Here is a 23,346-nt window from a genome sequence, read left to right as displayed (position 1 = left end):
TTATGGCTGTCAAAGTGGACGCGAAAGAAAATACACTCATAACACTGAATGAATTTGTGTCATTTCTTGAAACAAGTGGAACTGTTGAAAAGCTTAGAAATTCAATCTACTCATCCGAAGTAATGAGTTGTGCTGCCACTCAGTTGCGTGCATTAGCGGCCAATAAGGCGCATATCCTCTCTATCATCATTGAAGAGTTAGAGAAAACAGACCACTTTCAATCACAAAATTACGGACAAGTGCAAGGGTTTGTTCTTTATACAACACCGTTGTATACAATCCGGCTAATGCTGTGGATCCCTCCCGGACATCAGGCCAGCGCTATTCCCTTTTCTTACAAGATCGCACATGACCATGCTTTTGACCTGATGACAGTAGGCTTTTTCGGCCCAGGTTATCGCACGTCACTGTACGAATTTGATTACAATGAGCCCATTCAACGTACTGATGGACTTACCCAACTCAGTTATAAAGGGGAAATGTCTCTGCGAGAAAATGAAGTCATCTATTATTTTGCTAATAAAGATGTGCATATACAATACGAACCCGAGTCACTTTCGGTTTCATTAAATTTACTTATTAATAAAGCAGATATTTCTGCCCGACAAACTGTTTTCGATATTGAATCTACAGATGAAGACCGTAATTTATGTTGGGGAAAACCTCACTTTAACAGTATTGAAAAAATAACTTCCCAGCGCTCAATTTTTTCAGCGCTATCAACTCATGGGAATATGAGATCAAAAAAAGCCATCGAAAATATCGCACACAATCATAAAGCTGATGAAGTTCGCGCCCTGTCTTGGGTAGCTATGTTACGTACTGATAATACCGTATTAAGCGATGTGCTCGCACTAGAGAAAAGTCATTATGTCAGGCGTGCACTTGCCGAAATGAACATGGCGCAAGGAGAAGCTAGCAATGCTCCTAAATAATATTACGCCAGTGAAGAAACCACTGACATTACAAGATTTATTAGAGCTTTTGAGTCACTCATCAATAATTTCCCATGTGGCAAAAGGGATTTATGTGGAAAGCGAGATCCTTGAGGTAGGTTCATGGCTTTCAGCCTACGCGGCTAATAAAGATGAAATTTTTTCGAAGATTATTACCGAGTTGGAGAACCCTTATCAATTCCAGCTGGAGAATGACATACAGGCACCGAGTTTTATTCTTTACAGTAATGAACGCATAACTATTCGTCTTGTTATGTGGCTCCCATTGCAGGGAGAATTAGATCGGACACCTTATTCCTACGAAGAAGCACATGATCATAATTTTGACTTTTGGACAGTGAATTTCTTTGGTGGTGGATATAGAACTCGGCTCTATGACTATGATTACGATAAAGTTACTGGTGTAAATAACGAATTTGTAGAACTTAATTGTTATGGAGATAAGATTCTTTCCCCGAATACAGTTATGTTTTATTTTCGTAGTAAGGATGTTCATACTCAATATCCGCCTGATGAATTATCAGTATCGCTCAATTTAATAGTGCGACCAATAAAATCAAAGCATCAATACGAATTTCAGATAGATTCAGATGCCTTGGAAGGAAAGATAGAGGCAAGAATTAAAAAGGGAAGATATGAGCGCTACGCTTTTCAAAATGTATTATATAACGGCCTACTGAGTCTTGAAAATGAAAAAAGCCGTCAGTTGGTTCACAAAGTGTCTCTTTGTAACCATCGAGAAGAGATACGATTAATCGCTTATGAAGCTTTACTTAAGCACGCCCAAAAAAAAGGTAATGTAAGTGATATAAAGAGCATTAATGAACAAGCATTTAAAGACCAAAGCCTCTATATCAGAAATAAGATTTCTCACAGTATTGGAAGCATGCTATGCATGAGTCCAAAACCCCGCTAATAATATAGTTAGCGGATTACTTTATCTCAATAAAATAGGAGTCATATTATGACTAAAAATAATTCGGCTAAAGTAAAAAGCATCAAACTCGTAACCTTTGGCAAAAATACGGCTCTGGCGGGCGCAGTGCCTAGAACATTATCAGGCCAAGAAGCTGGCCGTGTGCTAGGGTTTGGATGTCATCATCCTTGATTGAAGCATTTAAAATACTGGACGTGACCCAGAAGTAGATATTGGAATGATTTGTTCCAATAATCTTCATATAACTTAGTGACTCAAGCCGGGAGTGGTAGCCTTCTCACACCCGGCTTTTATCTAATAGTCAAAAAATGAATTGAGGAAGTATGTCCTGTAATTTGAAAATAATACTCACTGGTGCATCAGGATTAATTGGTTCTGCTATTACTGATGCACTGTATAAATCAGGTATAAATCTTGTTCTTGCTTGTAAACGTTCCCAAAAATTGCAAGACAGATATCTTAGCGATGATAAGTCCAAAAGAGCTTATTTTTGGTATGGCGATCTTACCAACGAAAAAGCCTGTCGTGAATTAGTGGAGTATGCTGTTCAGCAAATGGGGGGGGTGGATGTATTGATCAATTGTGCCGGCGTCTTTAATTTTTCTGCTCTCGAAGAGATGACCTATAGTAGAATTACCGATACCATCAGTACCAACCTTCTCGCCACTATTTATCTTACACATCTTGTATTACCTTATATTAAGACCAGTGCCTGCCCAATAATCGTGAATATATCCTCAATTGCTGGCTTCTCCAGTTTGCCTGAAGGCGCGTGCTACGCAGCATCTAAATGGGGGCTTAATGGCTTTATCCACAGCATCCGAGAAGAATTACGCAAAAAATCAATTCACATCTGTAATATATCGCCCTGTCAGGTTGAAACACTGTCCCATCAGTCTGATGCGAAAATTAGAACGATAGCGCCGGAAAATATCGCTAATGCGGTTATTTTAGTTTTGTCATATGTGCAAAAAACGTCGTCTTCAATTGACGTGGTGCTGTAGCCATTTCCCATGTAATCCATATGGTTATGTGGTTTTTCTATTTGATCTCTACCCCATAGGTTGATTTAATAAGCACCGTAACGAAATAGTAACGGAATATTATTATGAGCAAATCAACCAAAATAGGTTCCCAAATATATACTCCATTTACACTGAAGTTATATGACTGGTGGGTATTGAAAATTTCCAATCGCTTTGCTTGGAAATGCCCTACTCACGACGTTTTGGTACCTCATTTCACTGAATATGCCGGTAATGAACATTTGGACATAGGCGTAGGGACTGGTTTTTATCTGACACATCTGCCTGAAACTACTCATATCTCTCTGATGGATATCAATACCAACAGCCTTGCTGTTGCCCGTAATCGCATTGGGTCAACACGGATCAAGGAATGCATCCAGCATGATGTTTTTGAACCGTTCCCAGCCCAATACCAGGGCTATTTTGACTCAATTTCAATGTTCTATCTGCTGCATTGCCTCCCTGGTACGCTAAAGGATAAAGTTCAAGTGATAGCCAATACCGCTAAGGGGTTAAAAACGGGGGGCACACTTTATGGCGCGACGATATTAGGCAATGATGCAGGGCATAATCGTCTTGGGAAGAAATTGATGAAGGTGTATAACTCAAAAGGTATTTTTTCTAACAAAGACGATACAGAAGATGGGCTCCATGCCATGCTGTCGTTCCAGTTCCATGATGTTGCAGTTAACCGTGTAGGCATGGTCGTACTTTTTACCGCAACAGGCCGCCGCGAGTAATACGTTCGCCGTGCATTAAATTTTAGCTGTGCATTAAATGTTACACAGCATAAAAAAACTGCACTACCAAATATCAGGGTGTTCTCCAATAATTGGGGTGCAGTTCAATAAGAAACCTTTTATTCGGTTCTATCGTTACGCGAGTATTTGTTTCACGAACGCTTCAATCTCTTTGTCCTGGCAGTTTTCAAAGAAACACTGCTGGAAACGTGCACCGCTAACGGCGGTTTTCACCAATTCAGGGTCGATAGCACGCAGTGTATCCAGATAGTTTTCTTTCACGACCGCCGCTTTCACTTGATTCAAGATACCGGCATTACGTACCTGTGGCTCTTTACGATCAAGTGGATAGCCTTCGCCCTTCACACCAGTGAACGCTTTCTCAAAGATATAGCGTACGTTAAGCTCCGCGCCCCAGCCAAAGCCTTTAGCAAACGGCAGTGACAACGCATTCCCATTGTTAATCTGAGCAAACAGGAAAGCATCTGCTGGATCGATGCAATAACCACATACAACGCCTGGATGTATATTTAATGACATCATTGCACCCTGCCCTGTACCACATCCGGTCACCACAAAATCAACCGCTTTAGCATTCAATAAAATGCTGGCCATGATGCCCAGATGAATATAGGTCAGGTGATGATCTTGCTCATCGCTCATCCCAACGTTGAATACCGGATACGCTTTTTCCGAGGCAACAGCATTCAGCTCTTTAAGGATTATCGCGTTTTTACCTGCCTGACTGTTTTCCATCATCAGTGCGATTTTCATTTTGTTATCTCCTCTTCGTCAATGAGCATCAGCCCATTGAATGTGATAGTTTGACATGACTGCGCTGAACATAGCATTTTGTGAACATCATTTCAATTTTAATGAAAATATGTTTTACATAAGTCGCATTTCGCGATTGGATCAGCATTCACTAGAGTGGATGTCCACACAGAACACACCGATTTTATGGGCCGATTGCGTATTAAAAACACCCGGTCCGAACCCTGTGATTCATAATGATTAAGGTTAGGATATTGGACTCTTCTGACCTGGAATTTCATGTGCGGCAATGCGTGATGTCGACCAAACATAACGGTGAGTAACCCAACGGTTACGGGCATGGCAGGAAAAAAAGACTTCATTAACTTTTTCATCATCAGGTGCCAACGCCAGTGCGAAATACATCCAGCGAGCGCTAAGCTTATAGTTATAAATATGTTTATCTTTTCGATTGAAGTAAATTTTTGCCAGTGAAGTCATCGCCAATATGCTGCCTTTGTTGCCATGCTCCAGTAGAAAGTCAAGATACTGATGAGCCACACTCAAGGTATGAAGTTCTGAAAGCAGGGCTAACAACTCGGGTAAAGCAACGTCGTTTCCCCAGTCAACCGATGCTTTTAATGATGCAACCAATTGCCCCTCAAGTTCGGCGGTTTTTACCGCATCAGTTTCCTCGTATGAAAGCAGTTGGTAACAGCGCGCCAGTGAGTAATAGGCTCTTTTTAGTTCATCTTCATACGAGAATGGATCGGTGTTATCGATTAGCGGATATTTGGCGATGACTTTTTGGCTTAAAAGTGCACTGTTTTGCTCAACAACCTGACGGTAATAGCTTATTGCGCGTGGTATGTCTCGTGTCTCCGATGGCGCATACAGATAAAAGCTACCCAGACTTGACGCCGTGCCACACGCACCATATTCGGCCCCAAGAGTGAACAGACGCATAGCATCGTCAGGGTAATTCAGTTCATTTAGGATGAAGCCTGTTTGATCCCAGGCATCTTTCGGATCGTGCTGCAAAGCATAATCAAGCCATTCACGACCTAACGCCTCGTTTTGTGTAAACCCAAACAGCCCGGTCAACAAACAGTAGCCCTGCAAAACCATTGCCTGGGGAGAGTGCATAAGCTGCGCATTATGGCAAATCTGGTTATGCCTCCAGCGTGATTCAGGGGCAAACTTTTCAGCAAGCCATAACGCGGCATGATGTAAATACCCGCCAAGACTAGGCTCTAGTGCGACAGCTTGCTGTAAATAGTGCCAGGCGGATGGCTCATCTTCCATCGCGTAGTAACTCGCGGCCAGCCAGCGTAGTGCCTGAGCGCGATCATCTGCATTCAACGCCTGTTCAGCTTCGCGTTTCACCTCGGTAAACTGCCGCTCACGTTCAGCCAGATCGGCGACTTTATGGCCGAGATCATCACGAAAATCATCCCACCAGATCAGATGGCGTAAATGGTCTTTTTCCTGAACACTTAAATGATCACAAGCCGATGAAACAATTAAGTCCAGCATTTCCTGCGGTAAACCACGCCAACGAGGCATTTGGAACGGGATGTAATCGGTGAAGACATAGAATTGGGTTGGATGGATATGCAAACTGGCAAACAGCCAATAATGCGGGCCAGTAAGCCCCCTCCCCGTTTGATTGCGCAGTAAACCTGGAGGTAACGCATCGGGAGCCGATATCTGAGCATACGCATTAAGCCCTGAATAACTCATCAGGGCTGTCATCTCTTCAGGATAGCACTGTTGATAGTCACGTAATTCGCCCAGAACCGGCAACGAATCCGCCTTCTCATTGGCAATAATGACAGCCAGCCAGTCCGGAACGCCAAACGCGGTAATTGCCGGGATAATCAGCGCAGCGGCCATCCACTGGCGTGGCTCCAGTGTTAACGTTTGCAGGGCTGCCAGCACCATCATTTCATTACAGGCGGCTGCACACACCCACATCGCGGTAGTGGTATTCTTCGCCCAGCCATAGCTGCGATACAGCCAGGCACAATGATGCCAGTACAACGTTTCAGCCAACCAGGCATGGTTCGATTCAGGGCAGTCGTGTTGCCAGGCTTTGATCTGTGCCAAACCTTCCGGCCCCATTGAAATGATGCTATGTAAATCGGGGGTATTTTCCATATCCATCCAGCCACGATAATAACGCTGCTCGGCATCACGGCTAAGGAATGATGCGGTAAGTGCACTTTCCAGTTGTTTATCAAGCTCACCATAACGCCCTTCACGAAGGAAGGAACGCATGTCGCATAACGCCCTATTTTTGTCCTTCGGGGGTAATTCAGCAACGTCAAGCAGATGGTACTCTGCGATATCGCAGGGAATGTAATCGCGTCCTTGCATAGTTCTGTTTCCTTTCAGTGATAGGGAAATAGGTATAAAAAACAGGTGACAATATTTCAGTGAGATTAACCATACTTCGGGATAAACATCCCCCTAAAAAATCGATGTTAACGCTGTGGGATATATCTCATGATTACGTGTTGGATATCGGCAAGTCGACGTCATCTATTCTTATTGAAGCACGAGGATAAATAAGATATTTCTCAATTTTCTGTCTCTATTATACGGGTTACCATCGTACATTCATAATCCCATTTAATTAACATTGCACCCACTTCACAAATTAAAAATAATAAAATGCACTCAAAAGTTAAATGTAAAAAACAATAGAGAGAAATGTAACTTAATTGGAAATCTGTCATTCCCACTGTAACCTCCAGAATTCATCACCGCCGATAGATTAATATTTTTAATATTATCAATCACTACCACAACATCTGAAAAATTACGTTTTGACACTCATTAATTTACTTGTAATATATTAGCGATATTGCTTAGAAGAATGGCATTTCACCCTGAAATTGACTATAAAACATATTATGGCAATGGATTGAACGTTTAAATTAAGGATTAACATTGAAAAAAAAACTGGTGGCACTCTTAATACTCTCTTATCCGTCGGTTGCATATCTAAAGCAACCCCCTCCGGCAGTACCTAAACCCATTACCTTTGTTGCTAAAATTGATAACATTGATTTTAACAAAACGGCCATTGATAGTGATATGAAACTACTGCTGGCCGATCGGTTCCACTTTAAAACCAAAACCCCCTGCAATAAGAATACGCTTTCAGGTCGTCCAAAATCATTTGGTTTAACGTCAGAGGTATATGCTGCAAAAATCAAGAGTTTGTTAGCTGAGATTTTAAGTGAGCGTTATCTTTTCCTGACAATAGATCAATGTGATAGCGGTGGCACACCGATGCTCACCAATATAGAAGTTTGCACTGAAGCACTGTGCGGTGCTGAATTCATGAAAAAAGAATCTTATCTTTGGTTAAATCAAGACTTAAAGGCCACGGTGAAACGCCAGGCGACATCGGTGATCCCAATGCCATTAACCTTTGATAAAGAAAAGCAGCTGTGGAAAGTGGCCGGGTGGTTTATTGAGTCATCAGAAGAAACTGAAGAACTTATACCGAGCAAACTGCTGGCCTTTGAAGGTTATACTGACGATGAAACATTCAAAACGCAAAAATTCGTCTCTACCTTCAAATCCTATTACTCCAGTGGAAATATTCAACATATTCTCACTTATAATAAAGAGGGAAAAGAGGATGGAAAATACGATTCATATTATGATGAAAAAGGGAAATTAGCTGAGACGTTGGTATTTAAAAATGGCTTGGTCAATGGTGAGTATATTATCTACCATGAAAATGGTGCTATTGAAAGCAAACGACATTTTATTGACAGCAAAATAGCCGACGGAGAGTGCCCTCATTATTACGACAATGGGAACATTAAAGAGAACCATAGCTATTTGAATAATAAACTCGAAGGAAAACACTTTGAGTATTTTCCTGATGGTAAAATTAAAGACGAAAGAACCTACCATGCTGGCAAAGTCGTTGGTAAACACACAGTCTATTTTGAATCAGGTAAAGTCCGAGCCATCTATAATAAAAATGATAAAGACCAGTACCATGGAGCCAACGAGGAGTACAGCACCGAAGGCCAACTGGTGTCTAAATCAACGTATAAAGAAGGAAAACAACTCTCTAACCAGACTTGGTATAAAAATGGAAAAATGCGACAGGAAGAAATCTACGATAACGAAGGTCGCAAAAATGGCGTATCAAGAGAGTGGTTTGATAATGGACAACTTAATACATCAACCAGCTATAAAAATGACGTCTTAGATGGAGATAGCCAGAAATGGAACGAACAGGGTGAAATGGTATCACTCTCACCTTATAAAGATGACAAACTTCAGGGTGAATATAAATATTATGATTCAGGAAAACTGCTGTATACCAGAATGTATAAGAACGATAAAAAAGATGGCCCGGATAGACATTGGAGTATCAATACAGGGAAATTAATTGAAGAAGTACCCTATATTGAAGGCATAAGAAGTGGTATCAAAAAAGAGTTTAATGATCGTACCGGTAGACTGTTAACAACCACCCCTTATGTGAATGATGAAATGCAGGGTACCGGAGAAACATACAATGCCGATGGTGTTAGTATTATTCACTGCTATATCAATAATAAAAGTATTGACTCGCTATACAATCCTATTGAAATACGCGAAAAAGCCTCACAGAGTGATGATAATGCACAGTATGAACTGGGTAAGTATCATTATACTTGTCAAGACTATGATAGAGGTCTTAAGTGGCTAGAAAAATCAGCAGACCATAAAAATATTAAGGCGTTATTTCTTTTAGCTCAAATGTATAATGAAGGTGACGGCGTTAAAGAAGATCAAACCAAATATTTCTCCTATTTACTCAAAGCAGCGCAGTTAGGGCTAAGTGATGCTCAAGTGGAAATTGGCTATCTGTATCTCGTCGGTGAAGGGGTAGAAAAGAACTTACCAGAAGCCTATCAGTGGCACATAAAAGCTGCCGAACAAGGAAACGTGCACGCCCATTATAACCTTGGTTGGATATATCAAAATGGAGACGGCACCGAGAAAAATTTGGATAAGGCAAAATTCCACTTTACCGTTGCAGCTAAAAGTGGGATGAGAGAAGCCTATGAAGAATTAAAAAAATTAGAATCCAACAAGTAAATAATTTTAATAATGGGGTCTGGATTAATCAGACCTCATAAAATTGATCATGGATAAGATTATATGAAACTGAAAATAAACTTTTTTTCAACTTTAGTCTATACCGCAACATTTTGCTCTGGCTTAAGCTTTGCCCATGCACAGGCATTACCCGATGTCTATTCAGTGGTTGAACGAAAACTGGAAAATGCCCTACCGCTGGCGGAACATCCCCATTATGATGCTCAGGCCCCCTATTTCGAACTGCACCGAGAAATCCTGATGTTTAGCTCGCCAGAACGAGCCAATACGCTATTAAAGAAACTTGATTTCAGTTCGAAAGAGGCGATGTTATCACTGAATCTTTCTGCTGACTGGATTGCGGGAACAGGTAATCCAGATAAAGCAATGGTATTCTTATCACAGATTGGGTTAGAGAAACCGAGTTCATTTTCAGCATACAAGAGTTATGTAGATGCCTGGATTGAAAAGAAACAGCCTGAATATGCGTTAAAATTACTAATGCTGGATAACAATGCAAGGAGCTATTATCTTCCCTCTGTTTTAGAAGCTTATCGAGATACGCCAGATCAAGCGGTGACCATTTATAAAGATATCTATGGCGACAAGATAGTAGAACCGACCAACCAATTAAGAATGCTGCTTGCTATTGCAGAAAATTATCGTGTCAACGGTGACCCCAAAAACACCCTTATTTATACCGATAAAGCACAGGCAATGTTTATCGACGTGCTCAAAAAGAAGCAGAACAATGAAATTTATTTTTATCAAGATTACTTGAATTTGATCAATCTATATTCATTTGCAGGTAATAAGCAACAAACATTAATATTATCAGAACAACTACTCAGGGCGGCCGGAGATAAAGGCACCTATTATGACTTGGCATTGTCCGGGATTATGGCATTTTACCATGCTAATGGTTTCACTGAAGAATACAATGCATTAATTGCAACCAGCATTGCCTCTACAGATAAGTCCTTTAGCTTTGCTCCCAAGCCTATAGAAGAAATAAAGCTTATCCGATTGTTGAATGCCACTAACGAAACTGGCCTAATTAAAGAACGTATTGACAAGCTAATGACCTCGTCAGAATACGCCTGTTATGACGATAGGTATTGCTACGAATATAAAATAGAGTCGCTTAATTTTCTATATTTAAGCAAATATGATGCATTAGCTGATAAATATTTAAACATTATTATTGAAGAATCACAAAATCAAACATTCAATCCATGGGAAACGGTAACTAAGTCCATCGTTAAAAAATTAGTTGATATTGGACGTATAGAGGAAGCTAAGAAGTTGGCTACAGATGCAGAGGTTATTTATCTCTCACAGCTAAAAGACTATCCACCCAAAGAAGTCGAAAGAAATTATAGGGATCTTGCTGAAATGTATGGTTTTGCAGGCGATGTCGTCAGTGCTGAACGAATACTAAATAAGCATGTCACCACCGCCCAAAATTACTTTATTACCGATCTGTTTATAAAAAACAAACAGTGGGATGAAGCCAGAGCGCGTGTTGTGAAAGATACCGGTCTTTCTGGACAAAACCTGACGTTATTGAAAAATATTTGTGCTACCAATACACCTGAATGCATGCAACATATCACTTTCACGCTTAAATCAATGTTGACGCGTGAATCTATTACCGCAGAAGATGCTTCAGGTAATCAACAACTCTACCAGTTGGGGATCATCTACCACTCTCTTGGTATAAAGCCGACCGAGGAACAACAGCTTCTCATTCAAAAATTATATGATAACGCGGCGGCCTAAAAGATAACCTTATTGAGGAGCAGACAATTAAATATTGCCTGAGGTTATTGACAAAGTGCCCGCGACGGAGAGAACAGGCAGATCGTAAAGACGCCGTAAATACATCCATGTAGGCTCGAGCCGCGCCATCCTTGGCGCGGACTCTTTACTCCTCTGCCTATCCTCACCGTTCAAGATCGCGTCATCGGGGTTTGTCAGCAGTCTGAGACAATTAAATATTGTCTGCTTTTTTTAAAGATGATAAGTGAAAATTTTGAGACACCAGGTAACAAGTTATATTCCTGTCTAAAAGACAAAAATACATTCAAATAACAATGGAAGTTAAGGATTGAACCATGAAAAAATATTTTCTTCTTATCGCGATGGTTGCAGTTGCAGTTTCAGCGGCAGATAAAAATAACACTAGCGATGAATACTATACTTGTCATATGAGCAAGCAATTGGATAGAACCTCCAAAAGTTTGGGTGGAAATCATTTCCCAGAAGAGACTGAAACGGCAAAAATAAAGTGGGATGGTAGCCGATTTACGGTATATGGCATGACCGGGGGCAATTATATCTCACCACTGTTACATCGCGCCACAGAAGCGGAAGTGGAAAACCTTGCCAGAAAGGCGGGCGTTGAATTCACCGATGAAGATAGAAAAGATTTAAGCGACGTACTGCTGGATGCAGAGGAAAAGACGTTTAATCTATTTGAAAAATCAGATAGTGGCATTAGTTTTAGCGTCATGAATAGAGAAGAGAACAGTAAGCTATTTCAGCTTTTTTCCGAATGTACCCTTGCCAGCAACCTTTAAAACACCACTGCCAGGGAACCGACCCTGGCTATTTCTTACTAAAAATCCAGTGGATCACGTATTGCGTTTGCGTGATCATCCGAATGTTGGTTAAATCTACCAGCCTCACACCATTTCTCCTTCATTTGACTTTGTCAGCAATCTGCCCCCTTTACGTTATTTTTACCCCTGACGGGCAGTTAACTGCTCAATCTGAGTTTTGGCATTCGCCAACGCGTTCACCCCCCCTTTTAACCAAAGACCTTTCCCCGACGCATCAAGACGGGCAGCATGGTCAAATTGATCGAAATCAACTGGATAGACCAACGCCGGTATATTATGTTTCAGACAGTAATACAGAATTCCTGCACCACCATGATGGATCACCACATCGTAGTGACCAAGACAGGTTTCATAATCTATCCACGGCAAGCGGATGAAATTATCGGTCTGCTGATGGCAAGCCGCGTTCGGATCCCCCTCTGTGAAATGAAAAACCGACTCTGGCATGGTTTGGGCAAGTCTCTCAACCGCCTTTACCACTTCATCTTTATGCCAGGCCAGATGCGTCCCTAGTGTCACCAGTACATGACGGCGGCCTGATTCAAAGTGCGGCGCAGGCTGCAAATTAGGCGGGGTATAGAGCGCTGGCCCAATAAAACGGACGCTCTCCGGCCAGGTTCGGGTAAATTCAAATGCGACATCACCCAGAGCCAGAATACAGTCTGCTGAATAAGCACTTTCTGTACCATCAGCACGATATAACGCCGTGATCCCGGTTGTTGAGATTGTTCTACGGAATAACCAAAAAAACGTTTTTTTAAACCAACGGACTTTTTTCCGCGCGATAAACTGACTGACGTTGTCCATAGCGGTCTTTGCCGGATAAAGGCCACCGCAATAGGCCGGTGGGCCATCTAGCGTCTCCAGCACACAGGGCGAGGGTAAACTCGTCCACCAAGGGATACCCAATTTTTTACTCACTATTCCCACCACGGGTAAAGTAAAGTCAGCAATAACCAGGTCTGGCACACCATCACGTTGGTAAAGTGTTTCCAGTGCCGAGGCAAACTCAACGAGTAACCCAACCGCAGATTTAAATTGGCGATAAAGCTTCAGCGGACTGCTTTTAACCGCATAGTCTGGGTTGGCAATGGCCTGTAACAGCGGGTCATATTCCCCCGGCAACGCAATGCCCTTTAGCCCTGCCGCCGTGATACGCGCCAACGCATCTTGCGTGCTGATGATGCGTACCTCGTAATTTTTAGCCAACATGCGGCCCAACGCCAGTATCGGGTGTAAGTGCCCAGAAAAAGGCGGGGCCAGCAGATCGATACAGCGGGTAGCCGGGGGGATCAAATCATCTAACGTCTTCATCGCAATCCCTGAGTTGATTCAACTGCCGCAATAAAACACTTACAAAGCGTCAGTAATGCTGGGTTAGAGAGATAATTCAAATGGCCACCACTGACTTTGCTATCCACTTGCCGACACCAAAATCTGGAGATCAAATCGCGCTGCCCTTGAACCAGTGTGTGCTGGCACAAAGGCCGCTGCCGAGCCACCGGCCCATAAGCAAAGATACTGACATGGCTCATCATGGCCTTCGGTAGATTTAAGTTATTAAATAACTCCAAACCACAGCTGCCAGAGAGCAATACCGTATGCGGCGCTCGTGCCAGTAAAGCCAATAAAGCGGGCCGATAGTGAGTTTGAAACTCAGGGTGGCGGGAGGAAAGATATTCGCGGCAATTATGATAGCTAGCTTTAATTAAACCTGGCGCTAAATAGCCTTTCTTCTCATTTTCACCCGCACGATACGGAAAATTCAAGGTAGCCAGTTCGCGCCCCGGTTGAGCTAATTTTTTGATAAAGGCTAATTGAACCGGGCTTAAACTGCCGCTTTCTGGCGAGCTACGGCCGGTAATATACGCTATCTGTAAGGTTATCTTATTCATAGTGAATTAAACTTTTTATTACTCAAAACACGATAGCGCCGCGTACGCCAGTAAATCGTTCGGTTACACAACGCATGTAATAAATGTAACGGTTGCATTAATTCAGACAACAGCGAAAAAATAGGATTTGAACGGATATCAGGGGCAATGGCCTGCTGAACGTGACGGAGGGCAGCATGGCGTATCAGCAAACAAGCCGCAATAATGCCCAGGTTAATCCCTGTGATGCCGTGGGCCGCCGTCACCCACTCCCATCCAACAGTGAGTAACATCGCCCACATGAGTAAAGGATGCAGCCCCTGTAGCAGAAATATAATCAGTTTTATCAGCACTGTTTTTTCACGCAACAGTAGCGTGGCAAACAAAAACCAACGATGCATTTGTTGCATATACTTTTTGCCAGAAGAAAGACTGGTTTGAACCCTCACTGGGGCGGTGGATTGTATTAGACGAATATGATGTTGTCTGAGCAGGGTTGCCAACGCCAGATCATCGGCCAGGTCGTGTAAAATAGCGGCAAAGCCTCCCACTCGAGCCAACGTATTGATGGACATCGCATAACACATCCCATTGATGGTTAAGGGGGGTGAAAACGGCAACAAGGGCAGGTAGGTGAAACCGGAATTATCATTAACGAATTGCGCCAATAACCGGGAGTACCCATTGCTATCGGCACAATAATAAGGCAGCGCGGTCACTAATGCGCCCTCTTCAATCTGGTTCAATAACGTCCCGAAAGACTCTGCTGACAAAAACGCATCGTCGTCCAATACCAATAAGATGTCACTCTCCACCTCCTGCCAGGCCTGTTCGAGCTTGAAAACTTTAGGATTAACCCCTTCAGGCGCTGGAGGGAAATAGCTTACCTTAATTTCTCGCTCGGGATAACGCGACTGAATGCTGATGGCTATCTCTCTTGCCACCGTATCATCATCGTCAATAAGCCAAAAAAAATGCGCCTGTTTTAGTGCAACGACGTTTGCCTCCAGCACGGTTGCCAGTTGTGGATCACCGCTCAACACGGGTTGCAATATCGTGGCCGTGGTTTGTGGTACACCATACCCCGCCCACTTTCCTCGCTTTATCACTCGTAGCGTAAAAATCAGCTTAAACAGCAAGATACCCAGCCAGATGGCCGCGAGATAGATCATTATCTCTGTTCCTTGTACCAGCAAATAAAGGCATCTAGCCCTTGAGAAAGGGTGCTGGATGGTGGGCCAAAGTCGTGTGTAGCCGCACTCACATCCAATGTTTTCGAATAACCCAATACCCCAACACCAAATCGGGTGATGGGCGGTTCACTTTTAATACGCAATAACCGATATGTACCTTCAATGATTCCGGCGATTAGCATTGCGGTGGCTACGCGAATCTCTCTTTTAGGTGCTGGGAGGCCAAGCTTACTCAACATATCACTAATAAATTCTTTAATTTCAATGGGTTCTGCATTGGATAAATTATAGAACGGGCGCAATTCAGGCGTAATGGCGGCTTTTAACAGGTAATCACACAGTACATCGATATGCATTAATTCCCCGCGTGCGGGCACCTCAGAAATCAAGAAAGGAAGCCTGCGATGACTGGCCGCGTCTAATAAGGGAGGGAAAAGCAGTTGGTCTCCAGGGCCAAAGACGGCACAAGGCCGCAAAATGGTTTTCTCTCCCTGATAAGCATCGATCAGCACCTCCCCCTGATATTTAGTAAGAGCATAATCATTGGCAAATTCAGGCCCGATCTCAGACTGTTCAGTGAGTGCCAGTTGATGGCAGTAACGGTAATAGACCGCAGCGGTCGAAAGATAAATTAGCCGTGGGTTTCCTCTGGACTGACAGAATTTAATCACCTGCTCTGTCGTGACCACGTTATCACGGTAGTACTCACAGCGGGTTCCCCATGGCCCGGCTCGCCCGGCGGCATGAATAACCACATCTGGCGTAAAATCCAGTGTTGCAAGCCGTGCTAAATCCAGCGACTGATAATGCACTGAGGTGGGAAAATCCTCTACCGAGCGCCGCCCAATACCACAGAGTCTAATCCCGTCATTACGGGCAAAACGGCGCATAAATGCCCCGCCAATAAACCCCGATGCGCCCGTTATCAATATATTCGTCATCGCTCACCTTTGTCTGGCGACACCTGTGGATTGATGCCCATTTCCCTCAGAAAACAGTGTTGTAAATACAGTACCTCACGCAAACTTAGATTCTGGTAATCCATCGCGAAACGTGCGGCAACCACGCTAATTATTTGACTCAACGCCGGGTAATGCCGGTGGTGCCAATGAGGGAACAGATGATGCGTCAAGTGTAGATTTGCCCCACCAAGCCAATAACCTATCCAGCGAGGTTGGGTATGCCAATCAAAGGTGGTGGCAAAGATATGCTGATACCCGTTGTGCGGCATACTGCCTTGTTCTGGTGCCTGAAAAAATTTGGCTTTTGCCCAATGGGTCCCCACAATCAGCATCACAAACAACCATGAGGAGACCATTTGGCACAGTAAGTACACCGCCAATATGGTCATAAAGCTAATGTGTCCAGACAACACCACAGACGGAATAACCAAGGCCAGCAATAAATGCGCACCTTTGCTGAACAGAAATATCCCCCAACCCCGGCCCCCCTGATGATCCATACGTGTTGTCACTCGTGTTTTCCCAGCGCGATCCAACCAGTCCACCAGCCAGATATACCAAGGGAAGGTCATCGCCGCGACCAGTGGCCAGTAAAAATGCTGTGCCCGCATAAACGGTTTCCAGCGTTGAAACGGTGTCTGGCGCAGTACACCATTTTCATCAATATCTGGATCATAATGCTCAATATTAGTATGCGTATGATGAAAAATAACGTGCCGAACACGCCAACAGTCTGGGTCTAACCCTACAGGAATAGCGACGAGACGATTAATCAGTACATTCGCCCAACGAGTGCGGAAAAAAGCGTTATGCGAGGCATCGTGGACAACGTTTACTGTCAGCAACATGCCAGTGAAAATAAACCCTAGATAGCTAAAGAAAAAGTCCCATATGCCAGATTGCTGTATATTTTGTGGTTGTAGAATAGAGGGTTGTAGCACAGATGGTTGTAGAGCAAGTGGTTGTAGAACGATTGACGGTAAAGCGAATGACTGCAGACTCAATCCGTAACACCCCAGACAGAGTATGGCTAAAAACACCATTTTGCTGATCGACCATCCGTCGGCAAAACGATGGTCATGATGGCTGGCAAGATAATGTTGTGCGGCCTGCATAAGCGCCTTATGCAGCGCCATATCGTTACGTTGGAAGGCCAATGGACGTAATGGTGTACCGCCCTTCATCCCTGAACCTGCTTTGGTTCCTGACCCAAGCCCCGTAAAAATTGACGCTGACATGCCATCAACTCACGGTAGCTAATACAGCGGTAATTCATGCCATGTTTCGCGGCCAACGTACCGATAATCTCCGCCAGTGCGGGATAATGGCGGTGGTGCCAGTGCGGAAATAGGTGGTGCGTCAGGTGGTAATTCAAACCACCGGTTAAGTGGTGTAAGCCACGGGGCGAGGTCACCCAGTCACAGGCGGTAGCGAAATTATGGTGATACCAGCCATGTGGCATAACATGATCAGACGGTGCCTGGAAAAATTCGGCATCTGCCCAATGGGTGCCTAATAAGAGAAAAACCACCAGTAAAGAAGCGAACATTTGGCTTAACCAATAGGCAAGTATCACCACCCACCATGGAATGCCATTTTGCTGACCAACAAGTAATGGAATAACCAATACCAGCAACAGGTGACCTATTTTACTCAAGATGAACATCGCCCAGCCTTGCCAACCACGCAGCAATTTTTCTTGCCGTAGCGGGGTTTTATCCAGCCGATCCGACCAATCAAAAACCCATGCAATCCAAGGTAATGACAACGCCGCAATCAGTGGCCAATAAAGGTGCTGATAACGCATGTGGTGTCGCCACTGCTGGAAAGGTGATTGGCGAAAGAAACCGTTCTCCTCCGTATCCAGATCATACTGTTCTACATTGGCGTAACGATGGTGGTACACCACATGGCGGACTCGCCAATAGTCAGGATCAACCCCAAGCGGGAGAGTCACCAAGCGCCCAATAAGGCGGTTCAGCCGGGGGTGACGGCTGAAGGTATTATGTGATGCATCGTGATTGACATTAACATTCAGTAGCATCCCCATGGTGACAAACAAGAAGTAGCTCAGAAAGAACAGCCACGCCTGCGACACCGTAAGACTCAAAGCATAAAACAAGACGCACAGCGTTAACAGGACCAATGCTTTTAGCCATTGCCCGCCATCGGCATAGTGGTGCTCCCCCTGCGAGGCCAGATAATCCCGTGCCGCCTGCTGTAACTGCTGATGAAAGGGTTGCTCATCGGTTTGTGGATAATGTAGAGGGGCTAAACATTCAGGCATGAGGAGGCTCCACATCAGTTTTCTTCACTTCCGTCTTCTTTGTTTCAGTCTTATTCACTGCAACCTTCCTCCGTCCCCAACCACACAACACGCAAGTCCCGTGCAACGTCAACATCAGTATGGTTATCAGCCAGAATCCATGCGACCAGCCAAACCAGAGAATAAAGATCAGTGGCAACAGCAGAGTGAGACTAAACCAGCCAACGATACCCCAACGTTGCCCTTCAGAAATTCCCCCAAGGGTGATGGTTCCCAGTGCCAGCAAAATAAACAGGGTAATCTGTGACGCGGTCACGTTTTGATAACCGTAGCCATACCATTGAATGTAACCCAGAACCAAGGCGAACAGCAGCATCGCGCCGCTAAACACGACCCAAGGGGACACATCAAAACTGCGCCCGGCCTCTTGAGTCATTGACGGTAATTTCAAGTAACGGGCAAAGGGTAAATTACTTGCCACAAACGGATTATGGGATGGCCGCTTCCCTTTCACACCATAGTGATAAAGCTGCGCTGGCGGAGCGGCGCAAAAGGTGCCAAATAACTTGTCCCAGAAAATAAAGCTTCCGCCATAATTACTGTTAGCGTAAGCCATATCGTTGATATGGTGTATCCGATGGTGGAATGGCGTAACAAATATCTTTTCCAGAAAACCAAGTCTTGGCGTCATCGCACTATGGTTAAAAAACTGAATAGAATAGTGCAGGATGGAGACACCAAGGAAAACTGTCAGCGGAACGCCAAGCCAGGCCAGTACAATAAAGAAAGGAATGGAGGTGAGCGAAGAGTACCAAGAGTTCCGCACGCCAAGAGATAAGTTGTAATGCTCCCCTTGATGATGCACGACGTGTACCGCCCACAATAAACGCAGTTGATGATGTAAGCGGTGCAGCCAGTAAAAACCGAAGTCCCAGGCGAATAATGCAAAACACCAGACCCAAAATGGAGAAACGTCCGTAAATAGACTCAGACTGAAATGATTCAATACGGCGGTGTAGCAGACAATTTCCAGCCCGCGGAAAAGCCACAACATAATATGCCCGGAATTGATGTTGAAAACCACGTCATGCCAATCAACGTAATACCCGTCTTTCAATTTCAGTAACCACGCTTCTCCCACCACAAAAACCACCATCAGGATGACGGGAATAATCAGTTCACTCATGGCACAGATCCTTTTGTTTGTTACGGTACCCATTTACCCACTGCGCGATAACACCTGCTACCCATGCCAGTGCAATACCGCCGACCAGATCAATCAATAAGTGACGTTTTAATTGCAGGATAGAAAAAGCGATTGCCACGCCCCAAAGAATAAAAAAGAGTGTTCTGACCCGGACCTTCCCTTTGCTAATCGCCCACACAGCCAGCATCGTCAGAGCGATATGCAATGAGGGGAGACAATTCTGCACAGAATCAACGACAGTTAAGGTGGCTAAAAGTTGAGAGCTTACCCCCTGACCTACATCAACCGGATAATTCAGCGTAGTTGGCCACCGCAGGTATATCGCCCCTGCCCCCAAGGCAGAGATCTGCATTGCCCGCGCCAACCAACTAACCGCCTTGATGGGTGCCAGAAAATAGCCCATTGGAATGATGAGAAAAAACGACAGGTACAGCCAGACGGCGGAAGTAGAGAATGGGATCAAGTCGTCAATCCAAGAAGGCGTGATGACATGGCCAACGCCCTGAAACCGGTCGGCCAGGTTATAAACAACGCCAACAAACCCCCAGCCCAATAGCAGTTGCCCCGCGCGAAATAGCCCTGTTTTCACGCTGCGGCTCCTTGACGAATAATACGCCGCCTTTTGCGATCAAATTGTGGGACCACGACCACTGTATCCAACTGCCAACATAACCTCTCGGTCTCAATACCCTGCTGCTGAAGCATCAATACCAACGCATCCCGGCAACGCTCCAGTTCGCTAGCTGTGCAATCGGCCATCAAATGTAGATGATGGTCGCCATGTTGAATCAGGCGGTAATCCGCCGTCAGCGGTAACGCAGTGGCCAATACCCGGCTACAGAGATCAGCAAATATCACCTGCAATGTGCCTTGCCGGTCAGGAAGCAGTAGCTGGTCATCCCAACGCCCTTCAATGTGGCTAATCGCCCGCGCGGGGTTGCCACAAGGACAGGGCTTATCGCTCACCACCAGCACATCATCCAGTTTGTAACGTACAATGGGTTGGGTTCGCCGCGTAAAATCGGTGATGACAGGGGTAAAGCGCCGCTCATCTATCCACTGCGGCTCAATGTGTAGAAACTCTTCATTCAGGTGCAAGGTACCGTGGGAACAGCTGGCGGCTAAGAAGCCTTCTGTCGCCTGATACACTTCACCAACGTGACCAAAAACCTGTTGTAGAAGCTGACGATCCTGTTCGTCCAACACCTCAGCGACAGAAATCACCTTTTTAACCGTGAGGTGCAGTTCTCCGCGCATCACCGCCAACGCCAACGCCCGTAGCACCTGTGCCGGTGCGACGATAATCGTCGGCGACTGCTGTTCCAGAAGACCTGCGTGAGACTGAAAAGGCTGAAAAAGATCGTAGAACGCCAAACTCAACCAACGGTTGTTAACACTTTGGTAAAGGTTATTATCCGCCCGCAGAAATAGCGCCACACGCTCACCCGCAAATAAGCCATCGGGCAACATTTTAGCCAAAATACCCCCTGCCCAGAGCTGCTGTTCTTGTGGGCTGACCACAAAGAGGCCACGCTGACCCGAGGTGCCAGATGATAACCCAACGCTGAACTTCCCGGTTTGACGTGAAAAATCGCGATCTTGCTCACTGCCAAGTGCACATGCCATTAGCCCATCACGGTGTAAGCCCTGCGTATTCATTACATCAAAATGTTCCATCATCAGTTGCTTATTCATCAACGGCCACGTCGTGATAGGCTGTGAGGCATAACGCTTGAACCAAGGACTGTTAGCCAATACCTGCTGCGAGAACTGCTGGAGTTTTTTGACCTGATAAGCTTCAAGCATTTCACGGTTGGCAAAACGCAAGCGTCGGATACGAAAATAGTGCCACAGTGTTATAAATGGGATCATAAATCCCCCTCATGGCATAACCGAATGTCTGTTTTCCCCGTACGCCATAACTGATTGAGCTGCTGTAACGTTTGGTAGTAAGCGCGTGAATCTGCCATCAATAAGTTCGCGATACGTGATGGCCCACGCAGTTGTTGGTAACTTAACGGTGACCAAGCCGCGTCACTCGCCAGCAAGACCCACCCCTCATCCGTAAGAATAAATGCCCCCATATGACCCACCGCATGGCCCGGTAGTGGTACCAGAATGACCTGCCCTTTGCTGCCGGGCAATTCGAAACCGCTCTCAAAGGGGGCGAGTTCAGACGGCAACGTCCGCAGTGGGAAACTTTCGATAAACTGAAGGGAAGATTCAAAACCCTCCGGTATCAGGCCGGGAATAAACGCCTGCCGTAGGGCCGCAATGCCACGCAGGTCACGTGTTTTTTGCCAGCCGTTGCCAGAGCAAATAAAAGTAAGCTCGCTAAAATCACGCAGCCCGGCAATATGATCGGCATGAAAGTGAGACAAGATCAGCCCGTGGATATCCCGATTAACATAGCCTTGCTCACGTAATTGTGTCACCAGAGACTGAGCGGGATCGAAATAGACTGGTGTCACCTGCCGGTAGAGGCGAAAAACCCCTGACCGGGTGTACTGCTCAAACCATGTTGCGTAGCCGGTATCCCACAGCCAACGGCGGTCGTCTACCTCAATCAAACAGGCGCGTGCCGGGAACTTGCAAACGCGAAAAGGAGCGCCTTTAAGCGCCATGCAGGCAAGGTGTGTGCAATAGCCAACTTCAAACGTGGTGATCTTAGCCATGCAGGCCACTCCTCTGCGCACTAAGCCACTCGCCGGTCAACACAATCCCCTCCGCCATTGAGTAGCGAGGCCGGTAGCCAAGTTCATTAATGGCACGTTCTGAATTAAGGGTCATATCAAAATAGACGGCGCCAACACTGTAACGGGTTAACAGCGGTTCTTTCCGGGTCACACTAGCGACCAGCTCCATCCCTGCCGCCACGACAGAAAGTAACGAGTAAGGCACTGACTGCAAGGTATAGTTAATGTGAAGCTGCTGATTCAACAGAGAATCCAGCATCGTCACCAGCCGTTGCGGCTCCTGATTGGTAATATTATAAATCGCACCGGAGCGTAGCTCTTCGTTATCAGTGGCTAACATCATGGCATGCACCACATTCAGCACAAACGTGAGATCAAGCTGAGCTTGCCCTCCTCCCGGTAAACGCAGCACATTGCGATCTCTGCTCAGTTGTTGCAGCAAACGCGGCACAATCACTCGATCATGGGGACCAAATAACCCACGTGGGCGCAGGATCACATAAGTGGTGTCCGGATAATGAGCGATACATTCATGCAACACCTGCTCCGCCGCATATTTACTGCTGGCATAGTGGCTGGAAAAGCGGGTGGCTCGGTATGTTTCAGGCAGATCATGATGATGACAAAAATCGAAATACACGGCAGGTGATGATATATGAATGAACCGCTTAACCCCCTCACGCCCGGAGGCCTGAGCAAGTTTATGCGTCACCACCACATTGGTCTGGTGAAAATCCTGCGGGTTACCCCACGGTGCCGATTTAGCGGCGCAGTGCCAAACCACATCGCACGTTTTGACCCATTGCTGGCAGACCTCCATTGTGGTCATGGTTAGATCCAGCGGGATAAAGGTGGCCCCTAACCTGCGCAGTTCTTCCCCCGCCAGTTCATCCCGCCCGATAGCATAAACCTCATGCCCCGCCTCCAGCAGCCATTGTGCTGCGTTGCGCCCCAACCCACTGGTTGCCCCCGTCACTAAAACTTTCATGGTC

General features: G+C 45.3%; 21 protein-coding genes and 1 pseudogene. 8 read left to right on the top strand and 14 right to left on the bottom strand.

From position 1 onward, the window contains the following. Positions 1 to 2 precede the first annotated feature (2 nt). The 5 genes from AC971_RS12730 (at position 3) to AC971_RS12715 (ending at position 3,661) form a co-directional block, all read left to right on the top strand. Complete coding sequence (locus AC971_RS12730) at positions 3 to 935, top strand: hypothetical protein (protein ID WP_025383735.1); 933 nt, start codon at positions 3 to 5, stop codon at positions 933 to 935. After that, the gene (locus AC971_RS12725) at positions 922 to 1,872 is read left to right on the top strand and encodes a hypothetical protein (RefSeq protein WP_025383734.1); all 951 of its coding nucleotides are present in this window, start codon (positions 922 to 924) and stop codon (positions 1,870 to 1,872) included. Before AC971_RS12730 ends, AC971_RS12725 begins: the two co-directional genes overlap by 14 nt. 48 nt (positions 1,873 to 1,920) lie before the next feature. Continuing rightward, entirely contained in the window at positions 1,921 to 2,064 is a 144-nt protein-coding gene (locus AC971_RS24705; protein WP_167330754.1) for a hypothetical protein, read from the top strand. Between the two features lie 152 nt (positions 2,065 to 2,216). Continuing rightward, positions 2,217 to 2,897, top strand: coding sequence for an SDR family oxidoreductase (locus tag AC971_RS12720; RefSeq protein ID WP_025383733.1), 681 nt, complete (start codon positions 2,217 to 2,219; stop codon positions 2,895 to 2,897). A gap of 104 nt (positions 2,898 to 3,001) precedes the next feature. Then, positions 3,002 to 3,661, top strand: coding sequence for a class I SAM-dependent methyltransferase (locus AC971_RS12715; protein WP_025383732.1), 660 nt, complete (start codon positions 3,002 to 3,004; stop codon positions 3,659 to 3,661). Between the two features lie 135 nt (positions 3,662 to 3,796). Here AC971_RS12715 and AC971_RS12710 read toward each other — a convergent pair whose 3' ends face one another. Continuing rightward, on the bottom strand, positions 3,797 to 4,435 hold the full coding sequence (locus AC971_RS12710; protein WP_002211263.1) for an RpiB/LacA/LacB family sugar-phosphate isomerase: 639 nt from the start codon (positions 4,433 to 4,435) through the stop codon (positions 3,797 to 3,799). A gap of 246 nt (positions 4,436 to 4,681) precedes the next feature. Further along, entirely contained in the window at positions 4,682 to 6,793 is a 2,112-nt protein-coding gene (locus tag AC971_RS12705) for a DUF4034 domain-containing protein (RefSeq protein ID WP_025383731.1), read from the bottom strand. Positions 6,794 to 7,369: 576 nt separating this feature from the next. Here AC971_RS12705 and AC971_RS12700 point away from each other — a divergent pair. Both AC971_RS12700 and AC971_RS12695 read left to right on the top strand, forming a co-directional pair. Beyond that, positions 7,370 to 9,532, top strand: a complete 2,163-nt coding sequence (locus tag AC971_RS12700; protein ID WP_025383730.1) for an SEL1-like repeat protein — start codon at positions 7,370 to 7,372, stop codon at positions 9,530 to 9,532. 63 nt (positions 9,533 to 9,595) lie between these two features. Next, positions 9,596 to 11,314, top strand: a complete 1,719-nt coding sequence (locus tag AC971_RS12695; protein WP_025383729.1) for a hypothetical protein — start codon at positions 9,596 to 9,598, stop codon at positions 11,312 to 11,314. Positions 11,315 to 11,354: 40 nt separating this feature from the next. Here AC971_RS12695 and AC971_RS24700 read toward each other — a convergent pair. Continuing rightward, positions 11,355 to 11,423 (bottom strand): annotated as a pseudogene (locus AC971_RS24700) (gluconate 5-dehydrogenase); the annotation flags it as partial. Positions 11,424 to 11,649: 226 nt separating this feature from the next. On the opposite strand from AC971_RS24700, the gene AC971_RS12690 reads away from it, so the two are divergent. Then, complete coding sequence (locus AC971_RS12690; protein ID WP_025383728.1) at positions 11,650 to 12,114, top strand: hypothetical protein; 465 nt, start codon at positions 11,650 to 11,652, stop codon at positions 12,112 to 12,114. A 162-nt stretch (positions 12,115 to 12,276) separates the two neighbouring features. Here AC971_RS12690 and AC971_RS12685 read toward each other — a convergent pair whose 3' ends face one another. Genes AC971_RS12685 through AC971_RS12635 form a run of 11 tightly spaced genes read right to left on the bottom strand, consistent with a single transcriptional unit; the run spans position 12,277 to position 23,342 of the window. Further along, positions 12,277 to 13,470: a glycosyltransferase gene (locus AC971_RS12685; protein WP_025383727.1), complete on the bottom strand. Its 1,194-nt coding sequence runs from the start codon at positions 13,468 to 13,470 to the stop codon at positions 12,277 to 12,279. Continuing rightward, positions 13,467 to 14,051, bottom strand: a complete 585-nt coding sequence (locus tag AC971_RS12680; protein WP_025383726.1) for a hypothetical protein — start codon at positions 14,049 to 14,051, stop codon at positions 13,467 to 13,469. Before AC971_RS12680 ends, AC971_RS12685 begins: the two co-directional genes overlap by 4 nt. Then, positions 14,048 to 15,202: a glycosyltransferase gene (locus AC971_RS12675; protein WP_025383725.1), complete on the bottom strand. Its 1,155-nt coding sequence runs from the start codon at positions 15,200 to 15,202 to the stop codon at positions 14,048 to 14,050. Before AC971_RS12675 ends, AC971_RS12680 begins: the two co-directional genes overlap by 4 nt. Next, the gene (locus AC971_RS12670; RefSeq protein ID WP_025383724.1) at positions 15,202 to 16,164 is read right to left on the bottom strand and encodes an NAD-dependent epimerase/dehydratase family protein; all 963 of its coding nucleotides are present in this window, start codon (positions 16,162 to 16,164) and stop codon (positions 15,202 to 15,204) included. Before AC971_RS12670 ends, AC971_RS12675 begins: the two co-directional genes overlap by 1 nt. Continuing rightward, positions 16,161 to 17,369, bottom strand: a complete 1,209-nt coding sequence (locus AC971_RS12665) for a fatty acid desaturase family protein (RefSeq protein WP_025383723.1) — start codon at positions 17,367 to 17,369, stop codon at positions 16,161 to 16,163. Before AC971_RS12665 ends, AC971_RS12670 begins: the two co-directional genes overlap by 4 nt. Next, on the bottom strand, positions 17,366 to 18,472 hold the full coding sequence (locus AC971_RS12660; RefSeq protein ID WP_025383722.1) for a fatty acid desaturase family protein: 1,107 nt from the start codon (positions 18,470 to 18,472) through the stop codon (positions 17,366 to 17,368). The genes AC971_RS12665 and AC971_RS12660 overlap by 4 nt, the downstream gene beginning before the upstream one ends. Further along, the gene (locus AC971_RS12655) at positions 18,465 to 19,637 is read right to left on the bottom strand and encodes a sterol desaturase family protein (RefSeq protein WP_025383721.1); all 1,173 of its coding nucleotides are present in this window, start codon (positions 19,635 to 19,637) and stop codon (positions 18,465 to 18,467) included. Before AC971_RS12655 ends, AC971_RS12660 begins: the two co-directional genes overlap by 8 nt. Further along, a complete protein-coding gene (locus AC971_RS12650) occupies positions 19,630 to 20,247 on the bottom strand; it encodes a phosphatase PAP2 family protein (protein WP_025383720.1) in 618 nt (205 codons plus the stop codon). Before AC971_RS12650 ends, AC971_RS12655 begins: the two co-directional genes overlap by 8 nt. Continuing rightward, positions 20,244 to 21,530: a F390 synthetase-related protein gene (locus tag AC971_RS12645; RefSeq protein WP_025383719.1), complete on the bottom strand. Its 1,287-nt coding sequence runs from the start codon at positions 21,528 to 21,530 to the stop codon at positions 20,244 to 20,246. The genes AC971_RS12650 and AC971_RS12645 overlap by 4 nt, the downstream gene beginning before the upstream one ends. Next, positions 21,527 to 22,333, bottom strand: a complete 807-nt coding sequence (locus tag AC971_RS12640; RefSeq protein WP_025383718.1) for an MBL fold metallo-hydrolase — start codon at positions 22,331 to 22,333, stop codon at positions 21,527 to 21,529. The genes AC971_RS12645 and AC971_RS12640 overlap by 4 nt, the downstream gene beginning before the upstream one ends. Further along, positions 22,326 to 23,342: an NAD-dependent epimerase/dehydratase family protein gene (locus tag AC971_RS12635; RefSeq protein ID WP_025383717.1), complete on the bottom strand. Its 1,017-nt coding sequence runs from the start codon at positions 23,340 to 23,342 to the stop codon at positions 22,326 to 22,328. Before AC971_RS12635 ends, AC971_RS12640 begins: the two co-directional genes overlap by 8 nt. Between the last annotated feature and the right edge of the window lie 4 nt (positions 23,343 to 23,346).

The organism is Yersinia similis (assembly GCF_001053095.1).
Lineage (GTDB): Bacteria > Pseudomonadota > Gammaproteobacteria > Enterobacterales > Enterobacteriaceae > Yersinia > Yersinia similis.
This window is presented reverse-complemented; position numbering and strand designations above follow the sequence as displayed.